Genomic DNA, 13,468 nt, shown 5'->3' with positions numbered 1-13,468 from the left:
TGGACATGGAGCTTGGAGTGGAGCGTGGACGCGTGGGCTGGTACGGCAAGATACCCGCGGCGGGCGATTTCGTGCACCGGCGCCTGCCGCGCGAGCTGATCACCTGGTGGGACCGCTGGCTGCAGTTCGGGCTGGCGGCGCTCAAGCAGGCGCCGGACGCCGCGGCGGCGCGCGGGTTCGCGTCGGCGCCGATCTGGAACTTCGCCATTCCGTCGGGGCCGGGCGCGGGCGTTGCGCAACTGGGGTGCATCACGCCAAGCCGTGACCGCGTGGGCCGCGGCTACCCCTTGTGCGTCGTCATGGCGCTGCCGCCCGCGCAGTACCATAGCAGTATCCTGGACGGCGCCACTGATTACTACCGGCAGATCGGCGCGAGCATGCTTGCTGCGGTGCGCCACGGCTGCCCGCCGGAACAGTTCGACCGCAGCCTGCAGCAGGTGCGCATGCCGACCGCGGCGTCCGGCCTGCCGCCGCGGCCCGCGGGCAGCGACATCATGGACATTCTGAGCGCGGGCCTGGAGCAGGAATCGGCGCCCCTGGCGCGGCGCGCGCTGGGCGCCTGGCCCGACCTGCCGTTCTGCTTCAATCCCAGTTCGCATACGAGCTATTGGTGGACCAACCAGGCGGACGGGGCGGCGTTGCAGACCTATGTCCATGGAGGCGCGCTGAACGCCACCCTGTTCGCCAGATTGTTTTCCTCGCTGCCCACCTGGCACCCCTGAACCCTGTCGGAGAAACGCATGTTCCGAACTTTCGCTGTGCCGCCGGGCCCGGGCGTGGCCGGCGTTCCTTCCGGCTCCGGCGCCTCGCGCTTCGACGACCTTCTCCGCCTGCCGCCGGGGCCGCGGCGCCAGGAGGCGATCCTGGGGATCGTCGCCAGCGTGGCCAGGTCCCTGGCGGCGCTGCATGAGAGGGGCCGGGCGCACGGTGGCATCGGTCCGGACGCCGTGAGCCCGGACGCATCCGGCGGGGCCATGGTGGCCGCGCCGGCGGATGCCTGGCCGGACGACGAAGACGCGCCCCGGCATGCCGGTTATGCCGCGTTCGAGCAGTACACGGACGACCCCGCCTATCCCTGCGGCCCGTGGACCGACGTTTACGGGCTGGCGGCGCTGGCCTATTTCCTGGCGACGGGCACCCCCCCGCCAAGCGCGCTGGCGCGCCGCGTGCGGGACGATAGCCAGCCGCTGGAGGAATGGATGCCCGGCGCGTACGGCGAAGCGTTCGGCGCCGCCGTCGACAGGGGGCTCGCGATGTCGTTTCGCGCGCGGCCTCGGACGGCGATGGCGCTGGCCGAGGCGATGGGGGCATTGCCGCCGCCGGAGGCTCCCGTCGCGGACCCGGGCCTGGCTACGCCTTCGCTGATGGCGGAGGTTCCCGCAGGCGGCGAGGCCTCCCCGGCGCTTGCGGTGCGCCTGACGGCGATGCGGCCGGAACATCCCGCTGGCGGCAGGCGCGTCCTGCCCTGGACGGCGGCGGGGATCCTGCTGCTGGCGGCGGGAGCGTATGGCTGGGTCCAATGGACCGAGCCGCCGGCGCAGTTAGCCGCCGCGCCGCAGGCGGCGCAACCGGCGCCCGCCGCTCCCGCTGCGCCCGCGTCCGCGGTTCCTGCCGCGCCCGAATCCCCCCCGGCCCCGCCTGCCGGCGAGCGGCCGGTTGAGCCAGTTGCGCCGCCGCCCGGCGCCGCCGCCGAGCCAGCTCCGCTTACCGGAGAAACCAACGCCAGCGCCACGGCCGATCCGCCCGGCGCCGCGCCGCAGGCCGCGGCCCATCCGGAAACCGCTGCCGACCCGCTCTCGCCGCAGGCGGCCGGCCCGGCCGCGGCCGAACCAGCCGCGCCGGCGGCCCAGGAGCCGCCCAAGGCGGCGCCCGTCACGGTGCGCGTGGCGGTGCGGCCCTGGGGCGAGGTGCTGGTCAATGGCCGTTCGAGAGGCGTGAGCCCGCCACTGCGCCAGCTGTCGCTGGCGCCGGGACGCTATCAGGTGACGGTGCGCAACGCCTCTGCGGGAGAGCATCGCATGACCTTGACGGTGGCGCCGGGCAGGCCCGCCGCGATTACGCACGAATTCGAATGAGCGGGCCGGGGCGGCGGCGCCCATGGACGGCGCCGGTCAGGGCAGGGTGGATTCGCCCTTGAGCAGGTCGTCCAGCGTTTCGCGCCGGCGCACCACGTAGTATTTGTCGCCGTCGACCATGACTTCGGCCGCGCGGGGACGGGCGTTGTAATTGCTGGCCATGGCCATGCTGTAGGCGCCCGCGGATTCCACCGCCAGCAGGTCGCCCTGCTCGATGGCCAGCTTGCGCTGCTTCGCCAGCCAGTCGGCGCTTTCGCAGACCGGACCGACGATGTCGTACAGGGTTTCTTCGCCGGCGCGGGGATGCACCGCGCGCACGCCGTGGAAGGCCTCGTACAGGGCCGGGCGCAGCAGGTCGTTCATGGCTGCGTCGACGATTGCGAAATTGCGCGCTTCCGAGTGCTTGAGGTACTGGACCGTCGTGAGCAGCACGCCGGCGTTGCCGACGAGCGAGCGGCCCGGCTCCAGCACCAGGTGCAGATCCCCCAGGCCGCGCGCTTCCAGGCGCGTGAAGACATGGTCGAGCAGGGCCTTGGGCGAGGGCGGGGTTTCATCCGTATAGCGGATGCCCAGGCCGCCTCCCAGGTCCAGATGGCTGATCCGGATGCCGTCCTGGGCCAGCTTTTCGATCAGGTCCAGCAGTTTTTCCAGGGCGTCGAAATAGGGGCTGATGTCGGTGAGCTGCGAGCCGATATGGCAATCCACGCCCACGATGTCCAGTGCCGGCAGCGACCGCGCGCAACGGTAGGCCTCCAGCGCCGATCCGATGGCGATGCCGAACTTGTTTTCCTTCAGGCCGGTGGAAATGTAAGGGTGGGTCTGCGCATCCACGTCCGGGTTCACCCGGAGCGAAACGGGGGCGCGCACGCCCATGTCCTCCGCGACCTCGGAGAGCCGACGCAATTCGGCCTCGGACTCCACGTTGAAGCATTTGACCTTGGCCGCGAGCGCATCGCGCATTTCCCAGGCCTGCTTGCCCACGCCGGAAAACACGATCCTGGATGGATCGGCCCCTGCCGCGAGGGCGCGTTTGAGCTCGCCGCCCGAAACGATGTCGAAGCCCGCGCCCAGGCGGGCGAACTCCTTCAGGACGGCCAGGTTGGAGTTGGCCTTCATGCCGTAGCACACCAGCACGGGGCGCCGCCCGACGGCGCTGCGATAGGATTCCCAGGCGGCCTTGAGCGCGGCGCGCGAATAGACGTACAGCGGCGTGCCCAGCCGCTCGGCCAGGTGGTCCAGCGGCACGTCCTCGGCGTACAGGACGTTATTGCGGAACTGGAAGTACGGATGTCCGGCCAGTTCAGGCTGCGCGGGGAATCGGGAGGTCATAGAATCGGAGGCGCCGGCGGTATCGGCACCGATTTCTGCTGCGGCTGTGAGCTCGAGGGCGGCTTGCCATCCGGCGTCGGCATGTACAACGGCCCCTTGTACCCGCAGGCCGCAACCATGCCGGTCGTCACTAGCGTGGCTACAATGCGAAGAGCCATGCGGCTAAATGCCAATTGGAACACTGGGAACTCCGTAATTCTTGCAGGCTCGATTATGACCGAAACCGAATTTCTTGCGTTGATCGACCAGGTGCTGGACAGCATCGAAAGCCAGGCCGATGACTGGGCGGCTTCGCTTGACGTCGATGTCGAAACCAGCCGCAGCGGCAATGTGCTGACCATGGTCTTCGAAGACAATACCCACGTCGTGGTGAATAGCCAGGCGGCCATGCAGGAGCTGTGGGTCGCGGCGCGCAGCGGCGGGTTTCACTACCGCTACGATGGCTTGCACTGGAACGATACCCGAGGCGGCCCGCAATTGCCGGACGCCCTGTCGCAGATCTGCTCCGCGGCGGCGGGCGTTCCTGTGACGATACGCCTTTAGGCCGCACGGAGCACGCCGCGTGCCCGACGCCCCCATCCGGGGGCGTTTTTATTGCGCCTGCGAGCGCCTGGGGCCGGCACCGGGGCAAAAAAAAGCCGGCCCAATGGGCCGGCCTTTCGTGGCTGGGCGTCAGAAGGGGATTTTCTGCGACCAGGGGGCGTTGTTCTGCGTGCCGACGCCGGGGGCGACCTTGATGCGGGTTTCCTCGCTGGTGCTGCCGGTCAGGCCATTGAGGAACTCGCCCAGCGTGTCGGCCTCGGGCAGGCCCAGCCGCGCGACGGCTTGGCCCGGCGGGAATTCGGAGAAATAGAATTCGCCGTTTTCCACGAGCAGGCCGTCGGGACGGGGGCGGGGCTTCTCTTCGGGCACGCCCTTGAGCGCCGTCTGCATGTAGTCGACCCAGATCGGCATGGCGACGCCGCCGCCGGTTTCGCGCGAACCCAGCGACTTGGGCTGATCGAAGCCCAGCCACGCGGTGGCGACCAGCGAGGGGGTGTAACCGGAGAACCAGGCGTCCACGGACTCGTTGGTGGTGCCCGTCTTGCCGGCGATGTCGTTGCGCTTGAGCAGCACGCGCGCCCGGGCGGCGGTGCCGTAGGTGGCCACGCCGCGCAGGATGTCATCCATGACCCAGGCGGTGCGAGGATCGATGGCGCGCGCCGCGGCGTCGCCGGCCACGACCGGCTTGGACTGCATGATGACCTTGCCGCTGCTGTCGGTGACGCGGTCGATCAGGTAGGGCGTGACGCGGTAGCCGCCGTTGGCGAATACCGAGAAGGCGCCGGCCAGCTGCAGCGGGGTGACCGAGCCCGCGCCCAGCGCCAGCGGCAGCACGGCCGGTTGGCGGGCCTTGTCGAAGCCGAAGCGGGTCAGGTAGTCCTGCGCATACTGCGGCCCGATGGCCTGCAGGATACGGATCGACACCATGTTCTTCGACTTGTACAGGCCCTGGCGCAACGTCAGCATGGGTTCGTACTGGTTGCCGTAGTTCTTCGGGTTCCAGGCTTTGGAGCCGGTCTGCGCCGCCGTCAGTTCGAACGGCTGGTCGGAGATCTGCGTGCCCGGCGTCAGGCCGCGTTCCAGCGAGGCGGCGTAGATGAACGGCTTGATGTTCGAGCCCGGCTGGCGCCAGGCCTGCGTCACGCGGTTGAAGTTGCCGCGGTAGAAGTCGAAACCGCCCACCATGGCGCGGATGGCGCCATCCTGGGGCGACAGCGCCACGAAGGCAGCCTGCACCGAAGGCAGGTTGATGATTTCCCAGTTGTCGCCGAACTTGCGGATATAGACCACCGAGCCGCGCTTGATGCGCTGTTCGGGCTTGGCCTTGTCGTTCAGCGCGCGGGCGACCACGCTCAGCACCTTCTTGTCGGTGACCGTGATGATCTCGCGCGAGCTGCGCGCCAGCTTCACTTCCGTGGGGCTGGCCGACAACACCAGCGCGGTCAGCAGGTCGCCGCTGTCGCTGAACTTGTCGAACACGCCGTCCAGGAACTCATCGAGCGCCTGGGGATTGTTTTCGGTGCCGGGGGGCAGGTCCAGCTGTTCTTCGGGGCCCGGGTAGGGCGCGCGGCGCGTGTATTCCAGCACGCCTTCGCGCACGGCGCGATAGGCCGCTTCCTGGTCCTTGGACTGCACGGTGGTATAGATATTGATGCCGCGCGAATAGACGTTGTCCTGGTACACGTTGAACAGCAGCTGGCGCGCCAGTTCCGCCACGTACTCGCCATGGATGGAGTAGCCGCCGGCCGGCGTGCCTTCCGCGGACTTCATGACGATGGGCTGGGCCAGCGCCTGCTGGTATTCGGGGTCGGTCAGATAGCCCAGCGAGTGCATGCGGCCCAGCACGTAGCGCTGGCGCAGCTCGGCGCGGGGCCGGTTGGCGATCGGGTTGAAGCGCGAGGGGGCCTTGGGGATGCCGGCCAGCATGGCGGCTTCCGCGGGGGTGACCTCGGACAGGGGCTTGCCGAAATAGGTGCGCGACGCAGCGGCGAAGCCATAGGCGCGATGGCCCAGGTAGATCTGGTTCATGTAGAGCTCGAGGATCTGGTCCTTGGTGAGCTCCGATTCGATCTTGAAGGTCAGCAGCAGTTCGTAGAACTTGCGCGAATAGGTCTTTTCCGACGACAGGTAGAAGTTGCGCGCCACCTGCATCGTGATGGTGCTGGCGCCCTGCGACTTCGACATGCTGATCAGGTTGGTCAGGCCCGCGCGCGCCACGCCCATCCAGTCGATCCCGCCGTGCTGGTAGAAGCGGTCGTCTTCGGCCGCCAGCACCGCGGATTTCATGACGTCCGGGATCTCGTTGAAACGCAGCACGTTGCGGCGCTCTTCGCCGAATTCGCCGATCAGCACGCGATCCGCCGTATAGACGCGCAGCGGCACCCGGGGGCGGTAGTCCGTCATGGCGTTCAGGTCCGGCAGGTTGGGCCAGGCCAGCGCCAACGCCATCCCGGCCAGCAGTACGCCGCACAGGAACAGGCCGGCGAAAAGAATGCCGGTCTTTACGAAGAATCGCAGTATCGGGGAGCCACTCTTGGAGGGCTTGTCTTTTTTGGAGGAATTCTGGGGCTTGCTCATCGCGGCGATTTTACGGGTATCTCCGGTCCGGACTTAGCGCGGGGAACCGGCATCTGTAACAAAGTTGTTCAGTGTGGTGCGCGGGCAACTGGCGGCAAATGTGATAATGCCGGCATGAACGTTTCCGCTATTTCATGTCCGGAGGCTGCCCCGGACCCGGCGTCCCCCTGCGAGACGCCCGACAATCCGCCTTGCGCCACGGAATGCGCAGGCGGGGCCGTGTCGCTGCCGCATGACCTGCCCGTTTTCCTGGTGGGCATGATGGGCGCGGGCAAAACGACCATCGGCCGTGGCCTGGCGCGTGCCCTGGGGCGCGAATTTGTGGATCTGGATCATGAGCTCGAGGCGCGTTGCGGCGTGCGGGTGCCGGTAATCTTCGAAATCGAGGGCGAAGCCGGTTTCCGTCGCCGGGAAGCCGCCGCCTTGGAAGAGTGTACCCAACGGCGCAACATAATTCTTGCCACCGGCGGGGGCGCCATCCTCGCGGCGGAGAACCGCCTGCGCCTGCGAGAGCGCGGCATCGTCGTTTACCTGCGGGCCAGCGTGGACGAATTGTTCCGCCGCACTTGCCGCGACCGCAACCGACCCCTGCTCGCTACCGCGGATCCGCGCGGCACCCTGCGCGACCTGATGACCCTGCGCGAGCCCCTCTACAAGGAAGTGGCCGACATGGTCGTGGAAACGGGCTCCATGCCCGTCCACACCCTGGTCAAGGCCCTGCTGCCGCAATTACAAGCTTTTGAGAAGCGCATATGAACGTTGTACACGTCGACACCCCGGGCGGAAGCTACCCCATCCATATCGGCCCGGGCCGCATGGACGCCCTGGACCAGTGCATTCCCGCCGACGCCACCGCGATCGCCGTGGTGACCAATCCCACCATTGCCGCCCTGTACGGCGAACGCGCCGAGGCCGCGCTGGCGCGCACGGGCAAGCGGGTGCTGCGCATCGAGCTGCCGGACGGCGAGGCCTACAAGGACTGGCAGTCGCTGAACCTGATCTTCGACGCGCTGCTGGCCCAACGCCTGGACCGCCGCTGCGTGCTGGTGGCGCTGGGCGGGGGCGTGATCGGCGACATGACCGGGTTCGCCGCCGCGGTGTACATGCGCGGCGTGCGTTTCCTGCAGGTGCCCACGACCCTGCTGGCCCAGGTGGACTCTTCGGTGGGCGGCAAGACCGCCGTCAATCATCCGCTGGGCAAGAACATGATCGGCGCGTTCTACCAGCCGATCGCGGTCGAGATCGATACCGACGTGCTGGGCACGCTGCCGGCGCGCGAGGTTTCCGCGGGACTGGCCGAAGTGATCAAGTACGGGCTGATCCTGGACCCGGCGTTCTGGTCCTGGTGCGAGGAAAACGCCCAGAAGCTGCGGGCGCTGGATCCGGAGGCCATCGCCTACGCCATCCGCCGCTCATGCGAACTCAAGGCGCAGGTGGTGGGCAAGGACGAGCGCGAATCCGGCCTGCGCGCCATCCTCAACCTGGGCCACACTTTCGGCCATGCCATCGAATCCGGCCTGGGCTACGGCGCCTGGCTGCACGGCGAAGCGGTGGGCTGCGGCATGGTGCAGGCCGCCGAGCTCTCCGCCGACGTCGCCGGCTTCGACCGCAATGACGTGGCCCGCGTACGCGCCCTGGTGTCCGCCATCGGCTGTCCCGCCGTGGCGCCGGACCTGGGGGCGGACCGCTGGCTGGAATTGATGCAAGTGGACAAGAAGACGGAAGGCGGCTCGATCCGCTACGTGCTCATGACCCGCATCGGCGAAGCCGTCACCCGGCCGGCCCCCGACGATGCCGTGCGCGCCGTCCTGGCCCGCACCACCCAATAGAGGCAAGGGAGACGGTGTTGCAGATGAAAGAGTTGGCTTCCTATGCATCCCACCCGTCTCAATCGCGCGGGCGGACCTACGCCGAGCCGCCGCCGGAAAATCGGACCGAGTTTCAGCGGGACCGCGACCGCATCGTCCATTCCGGCGCGTTCCGGCGCCTGGAATACAAGACCCAGGTCTTCGTGAACCACGAAGGCGACCTGTTCCGGACCCGTCTCACCCACAGCCTGGAAGTCGCCCAGATCGCGCGCACGCTGGCGCGCAGCCTGGGCCTTTCCGAAGACCTCACCGAAGCCATCTCGCTGGCCCATGACCTGGGGCATACGCCGTTCGGCCATGCGGGCCAGGACGAGTTGAACGCCTGCATGCGCGAGCTGGCGCCGGAGGCCGGCGGCTTCGAGCACAACCTGCAAAGCCTGAGGGTGGTGGACGAGCTTGAAGAACGCTACGCCGACTTCAATGGCCTGAACCTGTGCTTCGAAACGCGGGAGGGCATACTGAAGCACTGCTCGGCCACGCATGCGCGCCAGCTGGGCGAGGTAGGCGAACGCTTCCTGAACCGCACGCAGCCGTCGCTGGAGGCTCAGCTGGCCAATCTGGCGGACGAAGTCGCCTACAACAACCACGATATCGACGACGGCCTGCGTTCCGGGCTGATCACGCTGGAACAGCTGAAGGACGTGTCGATCTTCGAGCGGCACCACGCCTACGTGCTGGAACGCTATCCCGGCCTGGCCCCGCGCCGCGCGGTGGCCGAGACCATCCGCCGGATGATCAATACGCTGATCGTCGACCTGACGCAGACCTCGCTGGCGCGCATACGCGAATTCGCGCCCGCTACCGCGGACGACGTGCGCCGCGCCCCGATGCTGGCGAGCTTTTCGGACGAGATCCGGCGCGAGGCAGACGAACTGAAGAAGTTCCTGTTCGACAACCTCTACCGCCATTACCGCGTCCTGCGCATGACGACCAAGGCGCGGCGCATCGTGCGCGAACTGTTCGTTGCATTCCTGGACGATCCGCGGCTGCTGCCGCCCGACTATCGCAGGCCGTCGTTCAACGAGCAGGCCCGGGCAATCGCCGACTATATCGCCGGCATGACGGATCGCTACGCCATCCGCGAACACCGGCGCCTGTTCGAGATGAGCTAGGGCCGCGCGAAACCGCCACGGGCTCAGCCCGCCAGGTAGCGCCGCGCCAGCAAGACCCAGTACGCCGCGCCCACGGGCAGGCTGTGGTCGTTGAAGTCATAGCCGGGGTTGTGCACCATGCAGGCGCCATGGCCGCTGTTGAAGCCGTCGGGCGAGCCGTCGCCATTGCCGACGAGCAGATACGAGCCCGGCACTTCCTCCAGCATGAAGGCGAAATCCTCGCTGCCGGTCAGCGGCCGGGTCTGCGGATCGACCTTGTCGGCGCCCACGAGCTCCATCGCCACCTCACGCGCGAAGTCCGTCTCGGCCCGGGTGTTCACCAGCACGGGATAGCCGCGGCTGTACTCGATGGCCGCCCGCACCTGGTAGCTGGCCGCCTGACTGTGGACGAGTTCGGTGATGCGCGCCTGCAGCGTGTCCCGCACCTGGCGGTCCAACGCGCGCACGCTGAGCTTCAGCGTCGCCGTCTGTGGAATGACGTTGTTCGCCTTGCCGGCATTGAACGCGCCGACCGTGATCACCGCCGCGTGCAGGGGATCGACGTTGCGGGCGACGATGCTCTGCAGCCCCATGACGATGGCCGACCCGGCGACGATGGGATCGGCGGCACGGTGCGGGACCGCGCCGTGTCCGCCCACGCCTTCCAGCACGATGGTGACGTTGTCGGACGAAGCCATGGCGGGGCCGTCGCGCAGCAGCAGGTGGCCTTGCGGATGGCCGGGCATGTTGTGCATGGCGAAGATGGCGTCGCACGGATACTTGCGGAACAGCCCATCCTCCATCATGCGCTTGGCCCCGCCCAGGCCTTCTTCGGCGGGCTGGAAGATCAGGTTGAGGGTGCCGCTGAAATCGCCATGCCGGGCCAGCTGATGGGCCGCGGCCAGCAGCATCGCGGTATGGCCGTCATGGCCGCAGGCGTGCATGACGCCTTCGTTGCGGCTGGCGTGTTCCAGGCCCGTGGCCTCCTGGATGGGCAGGGCGTCCATGTCGGCCCGCAGGCCCAGGCGCTTGGCGCCCGCGCCGCGGCGCAATTGCCCGACCACGCCGGTCCCGCCCAGCCCGCGCTCTACTTCGTAGCCCCATTGCGTCAGGCATTGCGCCACCAGGTCGCTGGTGCGGAATTCCTGGAAGCCGAGTTCGGGGTTGCGGTGGATATCCCGCCGGATCGAAACGAATTCGTCTGCCTGGGCGGTCATGGTCTGCAGGATCGGATGCATGTCGGGTCTCTCCTCGGGTAGGGTCGCGTTCAGGGGTTGCCGGCCAGCTTCACGTGGCTGGAGATTTCGCGGAAGCGCTCGGTCTCGGCGCGGTACATGGCGTCCGCCTGCTCGGCGCTCATCGGCGCCGAGACTTCGATGTTCTGGTACGCCAGGCTCTGTTTCACCGCGGGGTCCTGCATGGCGGCGTTGAGCGCCGTCTGCAGTTGCGCGACCACCGTCTCCGGTGTGTCGCGCTTGACGAAATAACCGGTCCAGGTGGTGAAGTTGAAGCCTTTGAGCAGTTGGCCTTCATTGACCGAAGGCACGGCCTTGAGGGCCGGAAGCGTGCTGCGCTGCGGGTCCAGGCTGGCCAGGAGCTTGACGCGGCCCTGCCCGGCCAGCGCCACCTGCTGCTGCGACAAGGGCAGGATGGCGATGTCCACCTGTCCGCCGCCGAGGTCCTGCATCAGCGGCGCGCCTCCCTTGTAGGGCACGTGGACCATATTGGCGCCGATGGTGCGGGCCAGATGCTCGCCCAGGACGTGGTACAGGGATCCCACTCCCACGCTGCCGAACGTGAGCGGCTGCGAGGCGGAACGCGAGCGCGCCAGCGCGACCAGTTCGTCGGCGGTCGCCGCCGGCAGATCGCTGCGCGCCACGATGACCATGGGGGCCATGCCGATCATCTGCACCAGACGGAAATCCTCGCTCTTGAGCTTCACCGCCGGATTGGCGATAGGCGACAGAATCAGTTCGTTGGGTGAGCCCTGGAACAGGTAGTAGCCATCGGATTTGGCCGCCAGCACCTTCTGCGCGCCCAGCGCCCCGCTGACGCCGCCCAGGTTCTCGACCAGCACGGGCTGGCCCAGCTGTTTGGAGGCGGGCGGGGCCACCACGCGGGCGATGGCGTCGGATGCGCCGCCGGCCGGGTACGGCACCATCATCATCACGGGCCGGTTCGGATAATCCGCGGCCAGGGCGGCCGGGCCCCACAGCGCCGCGCCCAGCATCAGCGCACAGCCGGCCAGGCGCAGACGGTCGAAAAGCTTGCTCACGAGTTTCCCCTTTTTTGGAATGCGGTGTCGTGAACGGCATGCTAGGGACAGCCATCGCCAGTTGTCTAACGAATTGTTATTCTGGAAGCTAGAAAAAAAACTCATACTTGAGTGGGAATCTCCGGCATGAACCTCAAGCAGCTCGAACATCTGCTGGCGGTGGCCGAAGCGGGCTCTTTCAGCCGCGCGGCCGAGCGCCTGCACCTGACCCAGTCGGCGCTCAGCCGCAGCATCCGCATACTGGAAGAGGACCTGGGGGCGAGGCTGCTGGACCGCATGGGCAAGCGCACCGAACTGACGCCGCTGGGCCTGTCCGTGGCCGGCCGTGCCCGGCGCATCCTGTTCGAGTCGGCCGAATTGCGCCGCAGCGCCGAATTGCTGACCCAGGGCGACCGGGGGGCCATCAGCATCGGCCTGGGTTCGGGGCCGGGCGCCATGCTCATGACGCCCTTGTTGGCGCACGTTGCGCGGCGCTATCCGCAATTGCGCCTGGAAGTGATGCGCGGTTCGCTGGAGGCGCACCTGGCGCTGTTGCGCCAGCGGCGGCTGGATGCGCTGGTGGTTGATACCCGCGGTATCGTGCCGGCGGCCGATCTGCGCATTGAGCCCGTCTCGCAGATGCGGGCCGGCTTCATCTGCCGTCCGGGCCATCCGCTGGCCCGCGCGGCGCGTCCGCCGCGCTTCGCGGAGATCGCGGCCTATCCCTTGGCGTCCACCTTCCTGGCGGCGGACACCGAACGGATCCTGATCGAACATTTCGGCGTCGAGGCGGATCCGCAAAATTCGGTGCGCCTGCGCTGCGACGAGATCGGCAGCCTGCTCGAGGCCGTGCGCGTGTCGGACGCGGTGTTCCTGGGCATCGTGGGAGCGGCGCAGGCCGGCATCGAGGCCGGGGAATTGACGGAACTCCCGGCCGATCCGCCGCTGCGCAGCCATGCCTTGTTCGCGCTGGTGACCCTGACGGGTCGCACCGAAGCGCCCGCGATGGCGCTGCTGCGTGAATTCGTGGCCGAGCGGCTGCGCGACTGAGCCGGGCCGGGGTGTTTTCAGCGATGCTTGCGGTAGGGCTCGTCTTCGGGCACGAAGGTGGCTTCGGCACGCGCGTCCTGCATCCACGATTGCATGGCCGGCAGGGCCAGCACGGCATCCATGTAGTCGCGCACCGGGCCCGCGGCGCTGATGCCGTAGGTCGTGAACCGCGAAACCACGGGCGCAAAGAACGCGTCGGCGATCGAGAAGGCTCCGAACAGGAACGGCCCGCCGCCGCCGAATTCGGCGCGGGTGTCTTGCCAGATGGCGTGGATGCGCGAGATATCCTGGCGCGCGGGCTCGGGAAAGTCGATGCCCGGAAGGTGCGCTTCGACGTTCATGGGCAACGCCTGGCGCATCGCGCCGAAACCGCTGTGCATCTGCGCGGCCAGGGAGCGCGCCCGGGCGCGCGCGCGGGCATCCTGGGGCCACAGGCGGGCGTCGGGGTGGCGTTCGGCCGCATATTCGCAGATGGCCAGGGAGTCCCAGATGGCGAAGTCGCCGTCCAGCAGCACGGGCACGAGGCCGGCGGGCGTAATGGCGCTCAGGCGGCGCGCGAACGCTTCGGTGGTCAGGCCCAGCTTCTGCTCTTCGAAGGCGATGCCCGCGGCGCGCAGGGCGATCCACGGACGCATGGACCAGGAAGAGTAGTTCTTGTTGGCGATGATCAAGGTGTACATG

General features: G+C 68.0%; 13 protein-coding genes. 7 read left to right on the top strand and 6 right to left on the bottom strand.

The features are described 5' to 3' along the window. The first annotated feature begins 5 nt into the window (after positions 1-5). Complete coding sequence (gene tagF, locus ACN6PJ_RS08900) at positions 6-722, top strand: type VI secretion system-associated protein TagF (protein WP_427995497.1); 717 nt, start codon at positions 6-8, stop codon at positions 720-722. 18 nt (positions 723-740) lie between these two features. Further along, a complete protein-coding gene (locus ACN6PJ_RS08895) occupies positions 741-2,075 on the top strand; it encodes a hypothetical protein (RefSeq protein ID WP_427995496.1) in 1,335 nt (444 codons plus the stop codon). A 36-nt stretch (positions 2,076-2,111) separates the two neighbouring features. On the opposite strand, the gene lysA is transcribed toward ACN6PJ_RS08895, so the two are convergent. Both lysA and lptM read right to left on the bottom strand, forming a co-directional pair. After that, positions 2,112-3,404: a diaminopimelate decarboxylase gene (gene lysA / locus ACN6PJ_RS08890; RefSeq protein WP_427995495.1), complete on the bottom strand. Its 1,293-nt coding sequence runs from the start codon at positions 3,402-3,404 to the stop codon at positions 2,112-2,114. After that, on the bottom strand, positions 3,401-3,562 hold the full coding sequence (lptM, locus tag ACN6PJ_RS08885; RefSeq protein WP_255352843.1) for an LPS translocon maturation chaperone LptM: 162 nt from the start codon (positions 3,560-3,562) through the stop codon (positions 3,401-3,403). The genes lysA and lptM overlap by 4 nt, the downstream gene beginning before the upstream one ends. 55 nt (positions 3,563-3,617) lie before the next feature. Here lptM and cyaY point away from each other — a divergent pair, with 55 nt between their 5' ends. Continuing rightward, positions 3,618-3,947, top strand: coding sequence for an iron donor protein CyaY (cyaY, locus tag ACN6PJ_RS08880; RefSeq protein WP_043541608.1), 330 nt, complete (start codon positions 3,618-3,620; stop codon positions 3,945-3,947). A gap of 129 nt (positions 3,948-4,076) precedes the next feature. Here cyaY and ACN6PJ_RS08875 read toward each other — a convergent pair whose 3' ends face one another. Beyond that, complete coding sequence (locus ACN6PJ_RS08875; protein WP_427995494.1) at positions 4,077-6,524, bottom strand: penicillin-binding protein 1A; 2,448 nt, start codon at positions 6,522-6,524, stop codon at positions 4,077-4,079. Between the two features lie 114 nt (positions 6,525-6,638). Between ACN6PJ_RS08875 and ACN6PJ_RS08870 the strand changes: the two genes are divergently transcribed. Genes ACN6PJ_RS08870 through ACN6PJ_RS08860 form a run of 3 tightly spaced genes read left to right on the top strand, consistent with a single transcriptional unit; the run spans position 6,639 to position 9,504 of the window. Beyond that, on the top strand, positions 6,639-7,280 hold the full coding sequence (locus ACN6PJ_RS08870) for a shikimate kinase (RefSeq protein ID WP_427995493.1): 642 nt from the start codon (positions 6,639-6,641) through the stop codon (positions 7,278-7,280). Next, complete coding sequence (gene aroB / locus ACN6PJ_RS08865) at positions 7,277-8,353, top strand: 3-dehydroquinate synthase (protein ID WP_427995492.1); 1,077 nt, start codon at positions 7,277-7,279, stop codon at positions 8,351-8,353. Before ACN6PJ_RS08870 ends, aroB begins: the two co-directional genes overlap by 4 nt. Before the next feature lie 23 nt (positions 8,354-8,376). Continuing rightward, a complete protein-coding gene (locus ACN6PJ_RS08860) occupies positions 8,377-9,504 on the top strand; it encodes a deoxyguanosinetriphosphate triphosphohydrolase (protein WP_427995491.1) in 1,128 nt (375 codons plus the stop codon). A gap of 23 nt (positions 9,505-9,527) precedes the next feature. Here the strand turns inward: ACN6PJ_RS08860 and ACN6PJ_RS08855 are convergent, their stop codons facing one another. After that, positions 9,528-10,721: a M20 aminoacylase family protein gene (locus ACN6PJ_RS08855; RefSeq protein ID WP_427995490.1), complete on the bottom strand. Its 1,194-nt coding sequence runs from the start codon at positions 10,719-10,721 to the stop codon at positions 9,528-9,530. 29 nt (positions 10,722-10,750) lie between these two features. Next, the gene (locus ACN6PJ_RS08850; RefSeq protein ID WP_427995542.1) at positions 10,751-11,713 is read right to left on the bottom strand and encodes a tripartite tricarboxylate transporter substrate binding protein; all 963 of its coding nucleotides are present in this window, start codon (positions 11,711-11,713) and stop codon (positions 10,751-10,753) included. Positions 11,714-11,884: 171 nt separating this feature from the next. Between ACN6PJ_RS08850 and ACN6PJ_RS08845 the strand changes: the two genes are divergently transcribed. Next, positions 11,885-12,787 carry a LysR family transcriptional regulator gene (locus ACN6PJ_RS08845; protein ID WP_427995489.1) on the top strand — a complete coding sequence of 301 codons (903 nt, stop codon included), beginning with the start codon at positions 11,885-11,887 and terminating at the stop codon, positions 12,785-12,787. Between the two features lie 17 nt (positions 12,788-12,804). Here the strand turns inward: ACN6PJ_RS08845 and ACN6PJ_RS08840 are convergent, their stop codons facing one another. Continuing rightward, positions 12,805-13,467 carry a glutathione S-transferase gene (locus ACN6PJ_RS08840; RefSeq protein WP_427995488.1) on the bottom strand — a complete coding sequence of 221 codons (663 nt, stop codon included), beginning with the start codon at positions 13,465-13,467 and terminating at the stop codon, positions 12,805-12,807. Position 13,468 lies beyond the last annotated feature (1 nt).

Source organism: Achromobacter sp. (genome assembly GCF_050285585.1).
In the GTDB taxonomy this organism is placed as follows: Bacteria; Pseudomonadota; Gammaproteobacteria; order Burkholderiales; family Burkholderiaceae_B; genus Achromobacter.
Note: the sequence above shows the minus strand (reverse complement) of the source record. Positions and strands in the feature narration are given on the sequence as shown.

What these genes read in the sequence shown, in the direction of transcription:
- aroB (WP_427995492.1), top strand. Translation starts at nt 7,277, where the DNA reads ATGAACGTTGTACACGTCGACACCCCGGGCGGAAGCTACCCCATCCAT.
- ACN6PJ_RS08845 (WP_427995489.1), top strand. Translation starts at nt 11,885, where the DNA reads ATGAACCTCAAGCAGCTCGAACATCTGCTGGCGGTGGCCGAAGCGGGC.
- ACN6PJ_RS08895 (WP_427995496.1), top strand. Translation starts at nt 741, where the DNA reads ATGTTCCGAACTTTCGCTGTGCCGCCGGGCCCGGGCGTGGCCGGCGTT.
- cyaY (WP_043541608.1), top strand. Translation starts at nt 3,618, where the DNA reads ATGACCGAAACCGAATTTCTTGCGTTGATCGACCAGGTGCTGGACAGC.
- ACN6PJ_RS08840 (WP_427995488.1), bottom strand. Translation starts at nt 13,467, where the DNA reads ATGTACACCTTGATCATCGCCAACAAGAACTACTCTTCCTGGTCCATG.
- ACN6PJ_RS08850 (WP_427995542.1), bottom strand. Translation starts at nt 11,713, where the DNA reads ATGCTGGGCGCGGCGCTGTGGGGCCCGGCCGCCCTGGCCGCGGATTAT.
- ACN6PJ_RS08860 (WP_427995491.1), top strand. Translation starts at nt 8,377, where the DNA reads ATGAAAGAGTTGGCTTCCTATGCATCCCACCCGTCTCAATCGCGCGGG.
- tagF (WP_427995497.1), top strand. Translation starts at nt 6, where the DNA reads ATGGAGCTTGGAGTGGAGCGTGGACGCGTGGGCTGGTACGGCAAGATA.
- lptM (WP_255352843.1), bottom strand. Translation starts at nt 3,562, where the DNA reads ATGGCTCTTCGCATTGTAGCCACGCTAGTGACGACCGGCATGGTTGCG.
- ACN6PJ_RS08855 (WP_427995490.1), bottom strand. Translation starts at nt 10,721, where the DNA reads ATGCATCCGATCCTGCAGACCATGACCGCCCAGGCAGACGAATTCGTT.
- ACN6PJ_RS08870 (WP_427995493.1), top strand. Translation starts at nt 6,639, where the DNA reads ATGAACGTTTCCGCTATTTCATGTCCGGAGGCTGCCCCGGACCCGGCG.
- lysA (WP_427995495.1), bottom strand. Translation starts at nt 3,404, where the DNA reads ATGACCTCCCGATTCCCCGCGCAGCCTGAACTGGCCGGACATCCGTAC.
- ACN6PJ_RS08875 (WP_427995494.1), bottom strand. Translation starts at nt 6,524, where the DNA reads ATGAGCAAGCCCCAGAATTCCTCCAAAAAAGACAAGCCCTCCAAGAGT.